The organism is Arthrobacter sp. P4_H3 (genome assembly GCF_056400885.1).
The window spans coordinates 198,553-216,030 of the sequence record NZ_JBFUKK010000001.1 but is presented as its reverse complement, the minus strand read 5'-3'; the positions used below and the strand labels follow the sequence as shown (position 1 = coordinate 216,030).

The window sequence follows — 17,478 nt, the reverse complement described above, 5'->3', positions numbered from 1 at the left end:
CCCGAGGAAGCAGGGAGCATGACGAAACACCGACACCCGCAACTCCGGTTCCTCGGAGCCACAGACAGCGTGACCGGATCCAGGTACCTGATTGAGGCCGGCGGGAAGCGCATCCTCGTGGACTGCGGGCTGTTCCAGGGCTACAAGGTTCTCCGCGACCGCAACCGGATCCCCTTCCACGTTCAGCCACGCTCCATCGACGCCGTCCTGCTGACCCATGCGCACCTTGACCACACCGGTTACGTTCCCGCCCTGGTCCGGGATGGCTTCAGCGGGCCGGTGTATGCCACGGAAGGCACCACCGAACTGTGCACCCTGCTCCTGCCGGACAGCGGGCACCTGCAGGAAGAGGAAGCCAAATACGCCTACGAGCACGGATCGGCCAGGCACAACCCGCCGGTTCCGCTCTACACTGCTGCGGACGCGGTCCGGTCGCTCGACAGTTTCCGGGAACAGGGCTTCGACACTCCGCTGGATGTGGGAGGCGGCATCTCGGCGACGTTCCTGCCGGCCGGCCACATTCTGGGGGCCGCCCAGATCAGGCTCGACGTGGGCCAGCATTCCGTCCATTTCACCGGCGACCTGGGGCGCAACGATGATCCGTTGATGTTTCCGCCCCGCGGACTTGGCGCCACTGAGATTCTCGTTACCGAATCCACGTATGGAAACCGCAACCACTCGAGCCTGGATCCTGAACTGCAGCTGGGGGAGATCATCACCCGTGTGGCGAAGAAGAACGGCGTGATCATGATTGCCGCGTTCGCCGTCGGACGGGCGGAGACACTGATGCTGCATCTGTCCCGCCTCCGCGGCAAAAACGCGATTCCGGACATCCCGGTGTACCTGAACAGCCCTATGGCCATCGACGCGTCCGGGATGTACCAGCGCCACCCCAATGAACACCGGCTGAAGCAGCGGGAGTACGAGGACATGTACAAAGTGGCCAAGATGACCCGAACGGTGGACGATTCGAAGCTGCTCAACCTCCGCGGCGGGCCAATGGTGATAATTTCCGCCAGTGGAATGCTCACCGGAGGCAGGATCCTGCACCACATCGCCGAATACGGACCCGACCCGAAGAACGCAATCATCCTCAGCGGCTACCAGGCCGCCGGAACCCGCGGTGCCGCGCTCGCAGCCGGTGTGCGGCAACTCCGCATCTATGGAGAGGACGTTCGCATCCGCGCCGAAGTGATCCAGATGGAAAGCCTGTCCGCGCATGCGGACTCCGACGGGCTGATCGAGTGGATGAGGGCCGCCGAGCGGGAACCGCGGATGACTTACATCACCCATGGCGAACCGGAGGCGTCCGATGCGCTCCGGATCCGCATTAAGCGCGAACTCGGATGGCGGGTGCGCGTTCCGGAATACCTTGAAGGTATCTCGCTCGAGGACCCGACATGACCGACGGAAACCGTGCCGTCCTGAGCATGCTGGACGAAATCCGCACCCTGGCAAGGCCTCTCAGCGGAATCCGGGACCTTGACCGCCTGGTCCACCGGGCCGGTGCCGGACGCTTTGTGGCCATCGGCGAAGCATCCCACGGCACTCACGAGTACTACACCATGCGTGCCCGCCTGAGCATGCGCTTGATTGAAGAGCAGGGTTACGGCTGGATCGGAGTCGAAGGCGACTGGCCGGACTGCTGGCGGATCAACAGCTGGGTGCGGGGCCAAAGCGGGCAGGATACGGGCGTGCACACCATGCTCGCCGGGTTCGGGCGTTGGCCCACCTGGATGTGGGCAAACGAGGAAGTGGCAGGCTTCCTTGACTGGCTGCGCGGCTGGAACCTGGAACGTCCGACGGAGGAGCGGGTGGGCTTCTACGGCCTGGATGTCTACTCGCTGTGGGATTCCCTTCGGGAAATCATCGGCTGGCTTGAGGAAAACGAGCCCGACGCCGTTCCGGCTGCCATGCGGGCGTGGCAGTGTTTCCTTCCGCATCACGAGGACCCGCACGAATACGCCTGGAGCACCCGGCTGGTCCCCGAATCGTGCGAGGCTGACGTGGTTGCACTGCTCACTGAGGTGCGGAACCGGGCACTTGCACTGCGGGACCACGAACCGCGCGCCGAAAGCGACGAGGCGTTCGACGCGGTGCAGAACGCCGTGGTTGCCGCCAACGCCGAGCATTACTACCGGATCATGGTCCGGGGGAACCGCGAGTCCTGGAACATCCGGGACCGTCACATGGCGGACACAGTGGACCGGCTGAGTGAGCATCTGGGCCCTGCGTCCAAAGGGATCATCTGGGAGCACAACACCCATGTGGGCGATGCCCGGGCCACGGACATGGCGCGGGACGGGCTGGTGAACGTGGGCCAGTTGCTCCGCGAACGCCACGGTTCCGAAGGCGTGACCCTGGTGGGTTTCGGATCGCACCGGGGAACGGTGATGGCTGCGGACGCCTGGGGTTCCCCCGAACGGGTGCTTACCGTGCCGGAAGCCCGGACCGGCAGCCATGAAGACCTGCTGCACAGGGCCCTTGGCGCGCCGGCATTGTTGGAATTCGGCAGGGACAGGTCCGGGCCGTGGCTGTCAGCCTGGCTGGGTCACCGGGCAATCGGGGTTGTCTTCCGCCCGGACAGGGAATTCGGCAACTATGTTCCCACCCGGATGGGAGGGCGTTACGACGCCCTCATCTGGATGGAACAGACCTCGGCGCTTCGTCCGCTCCATCACGAGGCTCCGCCAAATGAGCCGGAGTTCGAAACGGAACCCACGGGCTTCTGAGCTGCCTACCAGTTCATGCCGTGCAGTCGGGCTCCGGCGCAGATGCACGTGGGCAAGTCCCGGGACGGTGCCCCCGGCGACAGATCCGGGTGCGGGGCTTAAGGCCCTAACTCCGGAGTTGCCCCTCGGAGCACACTGAAGGTGTCAGCGGCCTCCGGCGTGCTGATCCGAAAACGCGATGGAGAAGAGCAGGATTCAGAATGAGCAAACCAATCGTCGTCGGCATCAACGGCTCCACCGGAAGTGAGGCCGCAATGACGTGGTCGCTCCACCGGGCAGCCAGGCTCAAGCTTCCGATTATCGCCGTCCATGCGGTGGATGACCGATGGATGTCACCGGACTTCCAGTACCACGAACTGATCAGGGAATCAGGCATGGAGCTGCTGAGGCAGGTGCAGGAGGATGCCGCCAAGAAGGAACCCGACGTGGCCGTCGACGTGCAGTTGCGGCACGGCAGCGCCGGTGCCGCGCTAAAGGAGATGTCCAAAGACGCCGCCATGGTGGTCATCGGATCACACCACCGCCATTGGGCCGACGGAGGGCCCATGACGGACCGGGCGCTTCAGGTCGTCACAGCGTCGGACTGCCCGGTGGCGGTTATTCCGCAGGATCAGGGGCCGGAGGGCCGCGGCGTGGTGGTCGGTGTGGACGGCTCGGAGGAGTCCCTGCAGGCCGTAGCCTTCGCCGCGGCGGAAGCCGACCGCGAGGGGGACGAACTAACAGCCGTGTTGGCTTTCCGGCGCCCCGCCCGCTGGGTGCAGAGCGGGATGCCTGCCAGCGGCCTTGCGGAAGTCATTGAGGAAGAGGACAAGATCGTGCTCGCGGAATCGGTGGCAGGGCTGCGGGACAAGTACCCCGACCTGGTGGTGAACCAGCTGCTGGACAAGGACACAGATCCGGCCAAGGCCCTCGTGGAGGCCGCTGCGAACGCGCGCCTCCTGGTCATCGGCAGCCGCGGACGCGGGGGATTCAGCCGTCTTGTCCTTGGCTCCACGGCCCACGCGGTTCTGCTGCATGTTCCGTGCCCCACGGTGGTCACCAGGGTCCACAAGGTCAAGCACGAGGATTAGCGGGCCCACCCATACCCGCCGGGACGCTGCGGACATCCCAGCGTCCCGGGCCGGGGAAGCGGCTCCCCAATCCTATTGAGGCGGGCTGCAGGCGATGCGAGGATGGAAGCGTGCAGCCCCTCCTGGATTTCTTCGCCCACTATTGGTGGTTGGTGTTCCCGCTCAGCGGCATGACCGGGGGCTGGTTGCGTGCATTGTCGAAGGCAAGCGAGCGCCGGCACCAGCGCAAAGTGGAGCTGTACAAGCTCAAGCACCACGCCGTTCAGGCCGAACAGGCCACCACCGCGGAGGTCCAGCTGCTGATGGACACCCATGCCGACATCAACAAGCGCTGGCTGGACTACGAACTGGACGTCGGGAAACTCATCGACTACCCGGTGATGACCGATGTCCGCGAACCGCTTACGGTAGCCTTCCTGCGTGCCAAGCGCGAGGCCGACGGCTTGCGGCCTGTGGCGCCGGGGGACATCACCAGCAAGGTCCGAATGGATGAGTACCGGGCCGCGGTGAACAGTTTCCAGATCGCTTTCGACGTCGCCGAACGGGAGGCCAGGCGCATCAAGGACCGGAACTTTTCGGGACCGGAACGCGAACGCCTCGCCAAGGCACGGAAGCTGCTGAGGATCGCCGAGGATGAGGCAGCGACCCCGGCGGAACGGCAGACCGCCTACAGGCGGGCCCGCCGTGAGCTGGAAGGCCTGATCGTCCTGCCGGAGCCGACCATCGCTGCACTGGAGGCAAAGGTTGCACGGGTGCTCGCTGCCGGCGAGGCAACCGACATCCAGCGGCGCTGACGGCGCTGCACCCGTTCTGCACCGGGAGGAGGGGCGACGCCGTGATGAATGTCTCCCTGTATCTCGACGTGGACGGCGTGATCTGCCCTTTCGGGGCAACTGGCACCACGGACTGGGGGAGCAGGTGGCAGGTTTCCGCCGCCGGCCTGCTCGAGGTGGCCTATGCCGGGGAGCTCGTCGAGTCCCTGAACATGCTGTCCAGGAGACCCGGTCTCCGGTGTGTTTGGCTTACCAGCTGGGAGGAGATGGCGCCTGAATATCTCTGCCCGGCGATCGGCCTCGCGGGGCAGGAATGGCCCGTCCTTGCCAGTGATGGCCCGGGCGGCGGCGAAAGCTGGTGGAAACTCCAGGCCCTGCAGCGGGACATCGAGGCGTCAGCGCCGGACCGTGCGGTGTGGATTGATGACCAGCTCGACTATGAAGCGGAGGCCCGCGCCTGGGCATCCATCATTGGCACCCGCCTGCTGTTGATTTCCCCGCATCCCCGGCGGGGATTGTCCCGTGCTGAGCTGGACGCCGTGCGTGCTTTCCTTTGAGCGCATGGTGTTTTGTCCTCACGGCGTTGACGCGTACGATCGTTAGGGTTTCAAGCCCCTTCCGAACAACACCGTGTGAACTTCCAGAAAACATCTGGAACAATCCTGCGTGCGGCCGGGGCACGGGGAAAGTGGAACTGCTGACCGTCGACTCTGCAGATTGGGCAACAGGTGGAAATCACCTTCATGGTGGCGCTGGTAATAGCGCTGGCACTTTTTTTCGACTTCACCAACGGCTTTCATGACACCGCCAACGCAATGGCCACGCCTATTGCCACCGGTGCCATTAAACCCAAGACGGCAGTTGCCTTGGCGGCGGTCCTGAACCTGGTCGGAGCGTTCCTTTCCACGGAAGTGGCAAAGACAGTATCCGGCGGCATCATCAAGGAAGGGGCCGATGGCATCCAGATCACCCCGGACATCATCTTTGCCGGACTGATGGGCGCCATCCTCTGGAACATGATCACCTGGCTGAAAGGGCTCCCTTCCAGTTCGTCGCACGCCCTTTTTGGCGGCCTGATCGGCGCAGCGATCGCCGGAATCGGCATCCATTCGGTGAACTTCGATTCGCTTATGCAAAAGGTCATCCTCCCTGCCATCTTCGCTCCGGTAATCGCCGGCGGCGTGGCCTACATCTGCACCCGCCTGGCGTACGCGCTGACCTCCCGGCACGATCCGGAGACCGGCAGCAAGCTCACCCAGAAGCGCGGCGGCTTCCGCACCGGCCAGATCTTCACGTCCAGCCTGGTGGCACTGGCGCACGGAACCAATGATGCGCAAAAGACCATGGGCATCATCACCCTGGTGCTGATCGCTGCCGGAACGCAGCAGCCGGGATCCGGCCCGCAGTTCTGGGTGATCGCAGCCTGCGCGTTGGCCATCGCGATCGGCACCTATGCCGGCGGCTGGCGGATCATCCGCACCATGGGCTCGGGCCTCACGGACGTCAAACCGGCCCAGGGCTTCGCCGCGGAAAGCAGCACCGCCTCCGCCATCCTCGCTTCCTCACATCTGGGCTTCGCCCTGTCCACCACGCAGGTGGCCTCCGGATCCGTGATCGGGTCCGGCCTCGGCCGCAAGGGTACCTCGGTGCGCTGGGGCACAGCCGGCCGCATCGCCATCGGCTGGCTCTTTACGCTCCCCGCCGCCGGGATCGTGGGTGCCCTCACCGCCCTGTTGGTCAAGACCGGCGTCGTGGGTGTTTTGATCGCTGCCGTAGCCGGAACCAGCGCAGTCCTGTTTATGTTCGTCCAGTCCCGCAAATCCCACGTGGGCCACCACAATGCCGTGGAAGTCGAGGAGGCCGGACAGGCGGTCCGCTTCCGCAAGAAGAAGGCTATGGCCGCAAGCCGCGCCAACAAGTCGAAGGATGCCAAGTAAATGCACTGGTTGGAACTCATTCAGGTTGCCGGCGCCACGCTCATTGCCGCAGTGACGGTGGTTGTCCTGTACTCCGTCGGAGTCCGGTTCACGGCCATCGCCGGTGATCCCGAGCAGGCCACGCCCCGGTGGATGAAATCGCTGGCCTACGCCTGCTTCGGCCTGTGCGGCATCGCGGTGCTGTTTGGCCTCTACCTGATCATTCCGTACTTCAGCAAATAACTGCCGCTTCCACTCAGTGCGGACGCCCGGGGCCGCCGGTCCATTGAGGCGTTACGGCTGGAGTGCAAGGGGCTGCTCTGGCGGATATTGCCCATCGGGGGAATAGTTAACACTGTTTCAGCGTGTTTGGTCCGGCTCCGCCGCCGGCCGATGCCGGGAATTTTCCCGAAGGGTTCTATCCAGGCCGGTTCCCCTGCCGGGAACCGCAAGCAGGTGGGTCTGTCATGCACAGTCAAACCGGGGCGACTGCCCGAGCAGTAAGAACCGCGGCGGCCGGCTGCCTGCTGCTTCTCACCACTGGATGCTTCGCTCCGCCATCCCCGTCGCCTGCGGAGGGTACGACGACGTCGGCATCCCCCTCCGCCACGGAACCTTCGGGCACTGCCTCCACCAACGGAGAACCAACGGCTTCGCCGTTGCCGGGACCGGGCGATGGCCCGCCGCCAGAGGCCGCACCCGTCATCCGCTGGATCCCCATCGGCCCCGCCGCCCCCACCGACCCGCCGGAGGGGACGCTTTACGAACTCCTCCGCCAGAGGGACTGCGCAGGTTTGCTGGACTCCACCCTCAACACGGCCTTTCCTGCCGTGTGGACCGCTGCTGAGGCTACCTGCGTGGCGCTGGCCACAGACCTGACCCAGGACTGGCAGCGGGCACGGACTGCACTGGCCGGTGTCCCCAGCCTGCCGCCCGCAAGGTGCTGGGAAATCAAGGTCACGGAATCCCTGCAGCAGGCCGTGGACCTCCGGACCGCACACCAGGGGGTCCAACTCCTCGTGGATGCCGCAGGCGCAGGCGATGACTGCCCCCGCCGGCTGACAGGACTGACGGTCCTCGACGGGCCCGATGCCGGTGCGGCCGCTCCGACCGTCCCCGCGGGCGGGGGAACGCCGGTGCGGCTCGAGGGATTCTTCGTGAGCGTGGACAACGTTTTGGTGAACGGCAATCCGGTTGAATTCGAAGGCCCGCAGTTCGGCCCCTTCGTGTTTTACGCCCCGCCCGCAAACGGCATCGAGTCCGCGCGTGTGACGGTGGAGGCGACGCCTCCGGTGTCCGGTGAAGCCGTCCTGTTCTACGCTGGCCCGACGCCGCCCGGTCCCGCACCAACAGAGCCGACCACGACGGCGCCGCCGGGGCCGCCGGGAACCGGACTTCCGACGGTCGGGCCCCCGGCCGCCGAAGCCCCGCCGCTGCCGCCGTCATGAGCGCGGTCATGAGCAGTGAACCGGTGGGGGATCCCCGCTGGAAACGCGCCGTCGATATGCTGGCGGTCATCGGCCCGCCGTTGACCATTTCGACGGCCCTGCTGGTGTACTTCGGCTGGGCGCGGACGGATGCCCAGGCCAAGGCAATGGGGCTGGACGTAAGCCTCTTCGGGTACACCGTGCAGGATTTCGTCCTCAGGAGCATCCCGTCCCTGTTCATCCCGCTGGTCTGGCTGTTGATTCTTGCCGTCCTCTGGCTTGCCGTGGACCGGTTCCTGGCCGGACACATCACGGCCGGCCGCGTCGCCGGCATCCGGCGGCTTGCCGCAGTGATCCTGTTTGCCGGGGTGGCCTGTGCCGCGGCCATGTGGCTGGTGGTGATCCTCCAGCCGGAACGGACCGTGCTGTTCGTTCCCTACATCATGGCTGCGGGTGTGCTGCTGGCCGCGTGGGGCCTGAGCCTGTGGCGGCGTTCCACCGAAGGGCCCGGACGCAGCATCGCCGCGCTTTCCCGCGGATCCGAAAAGACGCTCATCTTCTGCCTGGTGAGCCTGCTGCTCTTCTGGGGCACCTCAGACTACGCCCAGGCGCTCGGCCGGGGACTGGCGGTGAGCTATGAGCAGCGGTCCATGCTCCTGCCCACCGCAGTTGTCTACAGCAAGGACCGGCTGGGTATCAGTGCGCCCAACGTGCGCGAACAGTCCAGCGGCGCGGCGGAGCATCCCGTGTACCAGTACACCGGCCTCCGGCTGCTCGTGGTCAGCGGCGGACGCATCTTCCTGCTCAATGAGGGCTGGACACTCCGGAGCGGCAAGGTCGTGGTGCTGCGTGACGATCCCGGCATGCGCGTGGAGTATGGGAACCCCGAGTCGAAATGACTAGGCTTGGCCCATGTCCAGTCTTCAGTACTTCGTGGCCTCGTCCCTTGACGGATTCATTGCCACGTCCGATGACAACCTGGCATGGCTCCTCGAGTTCGACGGATTCGAGGGCGGCCGGGAAAGTTACGAAGCGTTCATGGCCGATGTCGGCTGCATTGTGATGGGCGGGGAAACCTACGCCTGGCTGATGGAGCACGAGCCCGGCAACTGGCCCTATCCTGACACCCCGTGCTGGGTCTTTACGCACCACGAACACTCCGCGCCGCGGGGAGCCAACATCACCTTTGTGCGGGGCGACGTCCGCGAGTTCATGGATGACTTCACCGCGGAGGCGGGGGCGGGGAACGTCTGGCTGGTGGGCGGCGGAGAGCTCGCGGCCCAGTTCGCCGAGGCCGGCCTGTTGGACGAAATCATCATTTCCATCATCCCGGTGGTGCTCGGTGCCGGTAAGCCCGTGCTGCCCGTCAAGGACGGGCCCCTGCGACCGATGGAGCTGGTGGCGTCCAAGGCCATGGGCAGGGGAATCGTGGAGCTGCGGTACCGGCTCGGCGGCGCGCCGTCGCAGGGTGCAGCGTCCCATGGCGCAGCGTCAGGCTGAGCCCTCGCCGTCAGGACGCCGTCCTGACGGGACTGTCGGGGTCAGATGTCGCGGATCAGGTTGGTGATGCGGGCGGTGGACAGCCGGCGGCCCTTTTCATCCGTCATCACGATTTCGTGGGTGGTCAGGGTCCTGCCCAGGTGGATGGCCGTGCAGGTTCCGGTCACCGTGCCGCCGGCGATGGCGCGGTGATGCGTCGCTCCCACCTCGATACCGAGCGCCTGCCGTGCCGGGCCGGCGTGCATCCCGGCGGCGAATGAGCCGAGCGTTTCGGCCAGCACCACATGGGCGCCGCCGTGCAGTATCCCGGCCACCTGCGTGTTGCCTTCGACCGGCATGGTGGCAACGGTGCGCTCCGGGCTCATTTCGAGGAAGTGGATGCCCATCTTCACCACCAGCGCGCCGACACCGTACTCACCGAGCCATCCATGCAGTTCTTCCGGGATGCCGGCGGCCATCAGTTCGTCCGCGAACTGGCCGGGCGTGAAATTGTCCATCATGGGAACTAGGCTGGCACCTGTGAGCGAAACTACCAAACCGGCCCTTGCCCCCCTTTCTGCAGACACTGCAGCAGACATCCTCCCGGCTCCTGACTCCGAATCAGTGACTGCGGCCAAGCCCGCCCGGAAAACCACACGTACCGCGGAGCCGGTTTCCGCCACCGAGGCTCCCGTGATCCCCATCACGGACCAGCCGCGACTCCTTGTCCTGGATGGACACTCCATGGCGTTCCGCGCCTTCTTCGCTCTGCCGGCGGACAAGTTCTCCACCGCGAACGGGCAGCACACCAACGCGATCCATGGATTCACGTCCATGCTCATCAACCTGATCAAGGAACAGAAGCCCACCCACGTTGCCGTGGCGTTCGATGTGTCGGATGAAACCACCCACCGCAAGGCCGAGTACAGCGACTACAAGGGCGGCCGGAACGAAACGCCCCGGGAGATGAGCGGCCAGATCGACCTCATCGACAAGGTCATGCAGGCATGGGGCATCAAGACCATCAAAATGCCCGGCTATGAAGCTGACGACATCCTGGCAACGCTCGCCGCCATGGGGGAGAAGGCCGGCTATGAGGTGCTCCTCGTAACCGGTGACCGTGACGCCTTCCAGCTCATCACCGACAACGTGTTTGTGCTGTACCCCCGCAAGGGCGTCAGCGACATTCCCCGGTTGGACGCCGCAGCCATCCAGGAGAAGTACTTTGTCACGCCGCCGCAGTACTCGGACCTCGCCGCCCTGGTGGGGGAAACCGCGGACAACCTCCCCGGCGTTCCCGGGGTCGGCCCGAAAACCGCCGCAAAGTGGATCAACCTCTACGGCGGGCTGGAGGGGGTCCTGGAGCACCTCGACGCGATCGGCGGGAAGGTGGGGGACTCGCTGCGTGAGAACGTTGAGGACGTCAAGCGCAACCGGCGGCTGAACAGGCTCCACACGGACCTGGACCTCCCGGTAACGCTGGACGAACTCGCGGAACCGCGGCCGGACGAGGCCGCCCTGGAGCAGCTGTTCGACGACCTTGAATTTAAGACCATCCGTACCCGGCTGTTTGCCCTTTACAGCAGCGAGGACGTGGAATCCGCGGAGCGGGAGAGCATCGACACGCCGGATTATGTGATCCCCGCGGACGCTGCCGAGCTGGGCGCCTTCCTGGCGGCGGGGGCCGGCAAGAGGTCGGCAGTCGCCGTCGACCTGGTGCCCGGCCGGATCGGCGAAGACGCCGCTGCACTGGCCATTGTCCGTGACGACGCCGCCGTGTACATCGACCTCGCAGCGCAGGACGCCGCAGCCGAAAACGTCCTGGCGGATTGGCTGCGGGATGGGGAAGCACCGAAGGTGATGCACGGCTATAAGGCAGCCCTCAAGGCCCTGTCCAGCCGTGGCCTGGGCCTGGAAGGGGTGGTGGATGACACCTCAATCTCCGGGTACCTCATCCAGCCGGACCGCCGCACGTACGAGCTCGCTGAGCTGGCCCAGCACCACCTCAACATCAGCATCTCGCCCGAGACCGCCAAGGCAGGCCAGCTTGAGCTGTCGTTCGACGGCGACGACGCCGCGGCTGCCGGCGAACTGGTCCGGGTGGCTGCCGTGGTCCAGACCCTGAGCCGGTACTTCGAATCGGAACTGAGGGAACGCAAGGCCGCGGACCTGCTGACCACCCTGGAGCTGCCCGTCAGTCGGGTTCTCGCCGACATGGAACTCGCGGGGATCGCCATCGACATGCCGCGCATGGACGACCAGCTGGCGGACCTCGCCAAGGTGATCGACAACGCCCAGGAGCTTGCCTTCGCGGCGATCGGCCACGAGGTCAACCTGGGATCGCCCAAACAGCTGCAGACCGTCCTGTTCGACGAACTCCAGTTGCCGAAGACCAAGAAAATCAAGTCCGGCTACACCACCGACGCCGCGTCACTCAAGAACCTGCTGGAAAAGACCGGGCACGAATTCCTGGTCCAGCTGATGGCGCACCGCGAGTCCTCGAAGCTGCGCCAGATGTTGGAAACGCTCAAGAAGTCCGTCACGGAAGACGGCCGGATCCACACCACGTACGCGCAGAACGTCGCGGCCACGGGCCGGATCTCCTCCAACAACCCCAACCTGCAGAACATCCCCATCCGCAGCGAGGAAGGCCGGCGCGTCCGCGGCATCTTTGTGGTCAGCGATGGCTATGACTGCCTGCTTTCCGCGGACTACTCGCAGATCGAAATGCGCATTATGGCCCACCTCTCGGGGGACGCGGGCCTGATCCAGGCGTACAAGGACGGCGAAGACCTGCACCGGTTCGTGGGCTCCAACATCTTCCATGTGCCCACCGACCAGGTGACCAGCGCCATGCGCTCCAAGGTCAAGGCCATGTCCTACGGCCTCGCTTATGGCCTCACCTCGTTCGGTCTCTCCAAGCAACTGGAGATTTCCGTTGACGAGGCACGGACCCTCATGAAGGAATACTTCGACCGGTTCGGCGCTGTCCGCGACTACCTCCGGGGTGTGGTGGACCAGGCCCGGATCGACGGCTACACCGCCACCATCGAGGGGCGCCGCCGGTACCTCCCGGACCTCACCAGCACGGACCGCCAGCTGCGCGAGAACGCGGAACGCATTGCGCTGAACTCACCCATCCAAGGCTCGGCGGCGGACATCATCAAGCGAGCCATGCTGGGCGTGCACGCCGAACTGGCGGCTCAGGGCCTGAAGTCGCGGATGCTCCTGCAGGTCCACGACGAACTGGTCCTTGAAGTCGCGGCAGGGGAGCGCCCGGCCGTGGAGAAACTCGTCACCGAACAGATGGCAGCCGCCGCGGACCTGAGCGTTCCGCTGGATGTCCAGATCGGCGTCGGTCCCAGCTGGTACGACGCCGGCCACTAGGGTTAGTGGGTCCTGCGTCCGGTGCCGGCGCGCCAGCGGCGTGCCGGTACCGGACCGGCGGCAGTATTGGCTAGGCTCGGCACTGTGCCTAATTTGAGTGCGGACTATGAAATCCGGCGGTTTGAGCCGGCAGCCAAAGACGATCCTGCATACCCGCAGTCGGTTGCATGGATGCGGGCCGTGGCCTTCGGCTTCCACGATGCCCGCCGTTCCGATGAGCGGGTGGACAAAGGCATCGAGATGCAGCGGGCCGACGGGCGCGTGATGACCGGCGTCTACCAAACGGGATCTGTCGCAGGCCATTCGTTGGGCGCCGACGTGCCTGTCGCCACTTTCGGAACCTTGGTGAAGAGCCTGAACATCGGCTTTGGCAGGCTGCTGCCCACCCGGCTGGTCACCGCGGTGACCGTCCGGACTTCCCACCGCCGCCGCGGGCTGCTGCGCCGCATGATGGTCGAAGACCTGGCGCTTGCCCGCCAGGACGGTCTGGCAATGGCCGCGCTCACGGCCTCCGAGGCGTCGATCTATGGCCGGTTCGGATTTGGCGTGGCAACCTCCGAGCAATCCATCAAAGTGGACACCACCACAAGGTTCAAGCTGAACCACATTCCTGTGGGAAGCGTCGAAGTGGCCGACCCCAAAGTCCTCCTGGACCTGGCCCCGGTGGTTTTTGACCAGAAGCACCGCGTCACGCCCGGGTCAATCGACCGCCATGAGTTCTACCGGGAGTTCATTTCGGGATCCATCAGCCGGGACGGCGGCGAGGACCCGAAAGTGAAGGTCGCGCTGCACTACGGGCCCGACGGCGGGGTGGACGGCTACGTCTCGTATAAGTTTTCCGGCTGGTCCAGCAAGCCCTACACCATGGAAGTGCTTGACCTGGTGGCGGCGACCGGTCCGGCGTACCTGGAACTGTGGCAGTACCTTGGGGCCATTGACCTGGTTGAACAGGTTTCCTGCGAGGAAGCCCCTGTTGACGACGCGCTCAGCTGGGCGCTCGAGGACGCCCGCTGTGTCGAGGCCTCGGCTGCCCGGGATATGCTCTGGCTGCGGATCCTGGATGTGAAGCGGGCACTGGAAGCCCGCCACTACCCGGCCGACGGACGGCTTGTGCTGAAAGTTGCCGATTCGCTAGGCCTGACGGACGGCACGTTCGCCCTCGACGTGAGCGGAGGATCCGCCGTGGTCACGGACGCGGGCGCCAGCCCTGCGGACCTTGAATTGGATGTGGCGGCACTGTCCTCGATGTACTTGGGTGGTGTGCATCCGGTGACGTTGGTTGACTCGGGACGCATCCTCGAGCGCACGCCTGACGCAGCCTTCCGCGCCGCCCTGATGTTCGCCGTCGAGCGCGTGCCCCACTGCCTGACGCATTTCTGAGCCGTTTCGGGCCCTCAGTCCGGCCCCGGCCGCTTTGACCGGCGTTGGAGGGTACGACTAGAATAAACGGGCGTGTACTACGTGCACGTATCTAGAATCCACAAAATCAGGATGAACCTGGCAGGTCCATGTGGTCTGCCATCACCCGTGCCCCCGTCCATACGGGTGTGCGGCGGTCCGCCTGACCGACTAACTATCCACAACGGAGCCCCTACTACATGACCATCACCTCCACCGAGAAGCCCGGTACCCCCGTAGTCGCGATTAACGACATCGGTACCGCTGAGGACTTCCTCGCAGCAGTCGACGCCACCATCAAGTACTTCAACGACGGAGACCTCGTCGAAGGTACCGTCGTCAAGGTCGACCGCGACGAAGTTCTGCTCGACATCGGTTACAAGACCGAAGGTGTCATCCCCTCCCGCGAGCTGTCCATCAAGCACGACGTTGATCCCGGAGACGTCGTCTCCGTTGGCGATCAGGTCGAAGCCCTGGTGCTCACCAAGGAAGACAAAGAAGGCCGCCTGATCCTCTCCAAGAAGCGTGCTCAGTACGAGCGCGCCTGGGGCGACATCGAGAAGGTCAAGGAAGAAGACGGTGTCGTTACCGGTACCGTCATCGAGGTTGTCAAGGGTGGTCTTATCCTCGACATCGGTCTGCGCGGCTTCCTGCCCGCATCCCTCGTCGAGATGCGCCGTGTGCGCGACCTTGCTCCGTACATCGGTCAGCAGATCGAAGCCAAGATCATCGAGCTGGACAAGAACCGCAACAACGTTGTGCTGTCCCGCCGTGCATGGCTCGAGCAGACCCAGTCCGAGGTCCGCTCCACGTTCCTCAACAAGCTGGAAAAGGGCCAGGTTCGTCCCGGCGTCGTTTCCTCCATCGTCAACTTCGGTGCCTTCGTGGACCTGGGCGGCGTAGACGGCCTGGTTCACGTTTCCGAGCTGTCCTGGAAGCACATCGACCACCCGTCCGAGGTTGTCGAAGTTGGCCAGGAAGTCACCGTCGAGGTTCTCGAAGTCGACCTGGACCGCGAGCGTGTTTCCCTGTCGCTCAAGGCTACGCAGGAAGATCCGTGGCAGACCTTCGCCCGCACCCACGCCCTCGGGCAGGTTGTTCCGGGTAAGGTCACCAAGCTCGTTCCGTTCGGTGCGTTCGTACGCGTCGAAGACGGCATCGAAGGCCTCGTTCACATCTCCGAACTGGCAGTCCGCCACGTGGAGCTGGCTGAGCAGGTTGTCTCCGTTGGTGACGAGCTGTTCGTCAAGGTCATCGACATCGACCTCGAGCGCCGCCGCATCTCCCTCTCCCTCAAGCAGGCTAACGAGGGCGTTGACGCCGACAGCACCGAATTCGATCCGGCTCTCTACGGCATGGCCGCTGAGTACGACGAAGAGGGCAACTACAAGTACCCGGAGGGCTTCGACCCGGAGTCCAACGAGTGGCTTGAAGGCTACGAGAACCAGCGTGCAGCCTGGGAGCAGCAGTACGCTGACGCCCAGACCCGCTGGGAAGCACACAAGAAGCAGGTTGCCCAGCACGCTGCCGACGACGCTGCAGCTGCAACGTCCGGTGACAGCGATTCCGGCACCACCAGCTACTCCTCCGAGCCGGCTGCAGCCGAGACTGGTGCAGGCACGCTTGCTTCGGACGAGGCTCTTGCAGCACTGCGCGAGAAGCTGACCGGCAACTAATTGCCCCGTTGTCCCTGAGGGTGCATTCCCCCAAGGGCCCAGGCAGTTAGCTCGCTGAAGGTGGCCGTCCCCGAAAGGGGGCGGCCACCTTTTTTGTTCACTTCAGCAGCCGGTCGGTTGTTGGGTCGGGACTTCCGTCGAAGTACCGGTCCAGGACCTCCTGGAACGCGGGCTCCTTCGGAGCGGCGCGCAGGAAAAGCGTCATGGATGACCTCAGCTTCTGCGCGTCGATGCCGCCGAATATCCGCACCGCGCTGAGTCCGGTGTGGGCGGCAACAGCGTTGGCGCTCTCCACCAGCCGCGGACCGAGTAGAGGGTGCCGCAGGTAGGCCTGAGCTTCCCCCAGTGACGTGATGGCGTATTTCCTGGACGTGGGACTCTGTCCCAGGCCAGCGACCTGGGGAAAGACGAACCACATCCAATGGGACTGCTTCTCCCCGTTGCGGAGCTCCTCCAGGGCCCGCTGGTATGTCCGACCGGCCTCCTGGGCCGACACGAACCGCTCAAGGTCGAAAGGATCTTCCATCGGCTTCCTCCGCATCTCAGCTGGACATGTCCATCCAACCACCGGCCCCGCCTCCTGACGAGGCCCTTACCGGCGTGCTGCAGCAGATCGCTTAGAGTGTGGTCCATGGAAGCCCTGCAACCGCCAGTGCTGGAAGCGCTGCCTTTCAGGCTCCGGCCGTGGAGCCCGGCTGACGTTCCGGTGGTCATGGAGGCGTCAGGCGATCCGCTCATCCCGCTGATCACCACGGTCCCCTCCAGCAACCGGGTATCCACCGGCTGGAGCTGCACGTGGAACCGTGGAACGAGGCATCCTGGCGAGCCGCGGAGCGGAGCGGCTTCGCCCGGGAGGGCTTGCTTCGGAGCTGGCAGGATGCCTGCAGTGACGTCGAGCAGCTGCACGCGGCGCGACCGTAAGGTGTGGTCAGTGGGCGACATCAATCCACTCCGTCTTCCCCGGCACGAGGACAGCGCTTCCTGCCGTCATGGCAGCGAGCCGTTCGGCTGCCCGGGCAAGTTCATCAGCCTGGTCCGCCAGGGCTATCCGTAGGAGAGTGTTTTGCGCCCCGTAACCGGTTTCCGCCATCACGTAGCCGGCTGCACGGAGGTCGTTTTCCAGCCTTCCGGCCGCCGAATGCGGCACCTCAACGGAGCAGATCCGCAGCCGGCTGCGCCGGACCAGCGGGGCGAGGTCCAGCGCGGAGGACACCGATTCCGAATACGCACGCACCAGTCCGCCGGCTCCGAGGAGGATCCCGCCGAAATAGCGGACGACGACGGCGCTGATGTCGCTGAGGTCCGTCACCCCGGGCGTTGTCTCCCGCCGGATGAGTGCTTCCAGCATCGGGATGCCTGCGGTTCCGGACGGTTCGCCATCGTCGCTGGAACGCTGGATGTCACGGTCCGGACCCAGGATGAAGGCTGAGCAGTGGTGCCGGGCGTCGTGGAATTCCTTGCGCAGTCCGGCCACCAGCGCCCTCGCGCCGTCCTCGTCCCCGGTACGCCGGATCACGGTGATGAACCGTGACCGCTTGACCTCCAGCTCGTGGCGGAAGTCCGGCCCGGCGGCAAGGGTGGTGTAGGCAGTGACCCTGCTTTCTTGCTCTTGCACCGCCC

The 17,478-nt window shown here is 65.1% G+C and carries 16 protein-coding genes; 13 read left to right on the top strand and 3 right to left on the bottom strand.

The features are described 5' to 3' along the window. Positions 1-18: 18 nt before the first annotated feature. The 10 genes from AC1DRE_RS01005 (at position 19) to AC1DRE_RS00960 (ending at position 9,418) form a co-directional block, all read left to right on the top strand. A complete protein-coding gene (locus AC1DRE_RS01005; protein ID WP_476982936.1) occupies positions 19-1,404 on the top strand; it encodes an MBL fold metallo-hydrolase RNA specificity domain-containing protein in 1,386 nt (461 codons plus the stop codon). Then, on the top strand, positions 1,401-2,732 hold the full coding sequence (locus AC1DRE_RS01000; protein ID WP_476982935.1) for an erythromycin esterase family protein: 1,332 nt from the start codon (positions 1,401-1,403) through the stop codon (positions 2,730-2,732). Before AC1DRE_RS01005 ends, AC1DRE_RS01000 begins: the two co-directional genes overlap by 4 nt. Positions 2,733-2,932: 200 nt before the next feature. After that, positions 2,933-3,802, top strand: a complete 870-nt coding sequence (locus AC1DRE_RS00995) for a universal stress protein (RefSeq protein WP_476982934.1) — start codon at positions 2,933-2,935, stop codon at positions 3,800-3,802. 110 nt (positions 3,803-3,912) lie between these two features. Then, the gene (locus AC1DRE_RS00990) at positions 3,913-4,596 is read left to right on the top strand and encodes a hypothetical protein (RefSeq protein ID WP_476982933.1); all 684 of its coding nucleotides are present in this window, start codon (positions 3,913-3,915) and stop codon (positions 4,594-4,596) included. A gap of 44 nt (positions 4,597-4,640) precedes the next feature. Beyond that, entirely contained in the window at positions 4,641-5,132 is a 492-nt protein-coding gene (locus tag AC1DRE_RS00985; RefSeq protein ID WP_476983325.1) for an HAD domain-containing protein, read from the top strand. 171 nt (positions 5,133-5,303) lie between these two features. Next, entirely contained in the window at positions 5,304-6,512 is a 1,209-nt protein-coding gene (locus AC1DRE_RS00980) for an inorganic phosphate transporter (protein WP_476982932.1), read from the top strand. Beyond that, positions 6,513-6,734, top strand: coding sequence for a hypothetical protein (locus AC1DRE_RS00975; RefSeq protein WP_104174156.1), 222 nt, complete (start codon positions 6,513-6,515; stop codon positions 6,732-6,734). A gap of 224 nt (positions 6,735-6,958) precedes the next feature. Next, complete coding sequence (locus AC1DRE_RS00970; RefSeq protein ID WP_476982931.1) at positions 6,959-7,939, top strand: hypothetical protein; 981 nt, start codon at positions 6,959-6,961, stop codon at positions 7,937-7,939. An 8-nt stretch (positions 7,940-7,947) separates the two neighbouring features. Further along, entirely contained in the window at positions 7,948-8,817 is an 870-nt protein-coding gene (locus tag AC1DRE_RS00965) for a hypothetical protein (protein ID WP_476982930.1), read from the top strand. A 13-nt stretch (positions 8,818-8,830) separates the two neighbouring features. Then, positions 8,831-9,418 (top strand): dihydrofolate reductase family protein, encoded by a 588-nt coding sequence (locus tag AC1DRE_RS00960; RefSeq protein ID WP_476982929.1) that lies wholly within the window; start codon positions 8,831-8,833, stop codon positions 9,416-9,418. A gap of 41 nt (positions 9,419-9,459) precedes the next feature. Here the strand turns inward: AC1DRE_RS00960 and AC1DRE_RS00955 are convergent, their stop codons facing one another. Next, a complete protein-coding gene (locus AC1DRE_RS00955; RefSeq protein ID WP_476982928.1) occupies positions 9,460-9,918 on the bottom strand; it encodes a hotdog fold thioesterase in 459 nt (152 codons plus the stop codon). 223 nt (positions 9,919-10,141) lie between these two features. Between AC1DRE_RS00955 and polA the strand changes: the two genes are divergently transcribed. The 3 genes from polA to rpsA all read left to right on the top strand — a co-directional run bounded on the left by polA (position 10,142) and on the right by rpsA (position 15,858). Next, positions 10,142-12,784: a DNA polymerase I gene (gene polA / locus AC1DRE_RS00950; protein WP_476983324.1), complete on the top strand. Its 2,643-nt coding sequence runs from the start codon at positions 10,142-10,144 to the stop codon at positions 12,782-12,784. 93 nt (positions 12,785-12,877) lie between these two features. Then, positions 12,878-14,164, top strand: coding sequence for a GNAT family N-acetyltransferase (locus tag AC1DRE_RS00945; RefSeq protein ID WP_476983323.1), 1,287 nt, complete (start codon positions 12,878-12,880; stop codon positions 14,162-14,164). A 218-nt stretch (positions 14,165-14,382) separates the two neighbouring features. Beyond that, on the top strand, positions 14,383-15,858 hold the full coding sequence (gene rpsA, locus AC1DRE_RS00940; protein WP_011691911.1) for a 30S ribosomal protein S1: 1,476 nt from the start codon (positions 14,383-14,385) through the stop codon (positions 15,856-15,858). Positions 15,859-15,955: 97 nt separating this feature from the next. Here the strand turns inward: rpsA and AC1DRE_RS00935 are convergent, their stop codons facing one another. Together AC1DRE_RS00935 and AC1DRE_RS00930 are read right to left on the bottom strand one after the other, a co-directional pair. Then, entirely contained in the window at positions 15,956-16,384 is a 429-nt protein-coding gene (locus AC1DRE_RS00935; RefSeq protein ID WP_476982927.1) for a DUF1810 domain-containing protein, read from the bottom strand. A 402-nt stretch (positions 16,385-16,786) separates the two neighbouring features. Further along, entirely contained in the window at positions 16,787-17,473 is a 687-nt protein-coding gene (locus AC1DRE_RS00930) for an IMPACT family protein (RefSeq protein ID WP_476982926.1), read from the bottom strand. Positions 17,474-17,478 lie beyond the last annotated feature (5 nt).

What these genes read in the sequence shown, in the direction of transcription:
- AC1DRE_RS00985 (WP_476983325.1), top strand. Translation starts at nt 4,641, where the DNA reads ATGAATGTCTCCCTGTATCTCGACGTGGACGGCGTGATCTGCCCTTTC.
- AC1DRE_RS00935 (WP_476982927.1), bottom strand. Translation starts at nt 16,384, where the DNA reads ATGGAAGATCCTTTCGACCTTGAGCGGTTCGTGTCGGCCCAGGAGGCC.
- AC1DRE_RS00975 (WP_104174156.1), top strand. Translation starts at nt 6,513, where the DNA reads ATGCACTGGTTGGAACTCATTCAGGTTGCCGGCGCCACGCTCATTGCC.
- AC1DRE_RS00970 (WP_476982931.1), top strand. Translation starts at nt 6,959, where the DNA reads ATGCACAGTCAAACCGGGGCGACTGCCCGAGCAGTAAGAACCGCGGCG.
- AC1DRE_RS01005 (WP_476982936.1), top strand. Translation starts at nt 19, where the DNA reads ATGACGAAACACCGACACCCGCAACTCCGGTTCCTCGGAGCCACAGAC.
- AC1DRE_RS00955 (WP_476982928.1), bottom strand. Translation starts at nt 9,918, where the DNA reads ATGATGGACAATTTCACGCCCGGCCAGTTCGCGGACGAACTGATGGCC.
- AC1DRE_RS00965 (WP_476982930.1), top strand. Translation starts at nt 7,948, where the DNA reads ATGAGCAGTGAACCGGTGGGGGATCCCCGCTGGAAACGCGCCGTCGAT.
- rpsA (WP_011691911.1), top strand. Translation starts at nt 14,383, where the DNA reads ATGACCATCACCTCCACCGAGAAGCCCGGTACCCCCGTAGTCGCGATT.
- polA (WP_476983324.1), top strand. Translation starts at nt 10,142, where the DNA reads ATGGCGTTCCGCGCCTTCTTCGCTCTGCCGGCGGACAAGTTCTCCACC.
- AC1DRE_RS00960 (WP_476982929.1), top strand. Translation starts at nt 8,831, where the DNA reads ATGTCCAGTCTTCAGTACTTCGTGGCCTCGTCCCTTGACGGATTCATT.
- AC1DRE_RS01000 (WP_476982935.1), top strand. Translation starts at nt 1,401, where the DNA reads ATGACCGACGGAAACCGTGCCGTCCTGAGCATGCTGGACGAAATCCGC.
- AC1DRE_RS00995 (WP_476982934.1), top strand. Translation starts at nt 2,933, where the DNA reads ATGAGCAAACCAATCGTCGTCGGCATCAACGGCTCCACCGGAAGTGAG.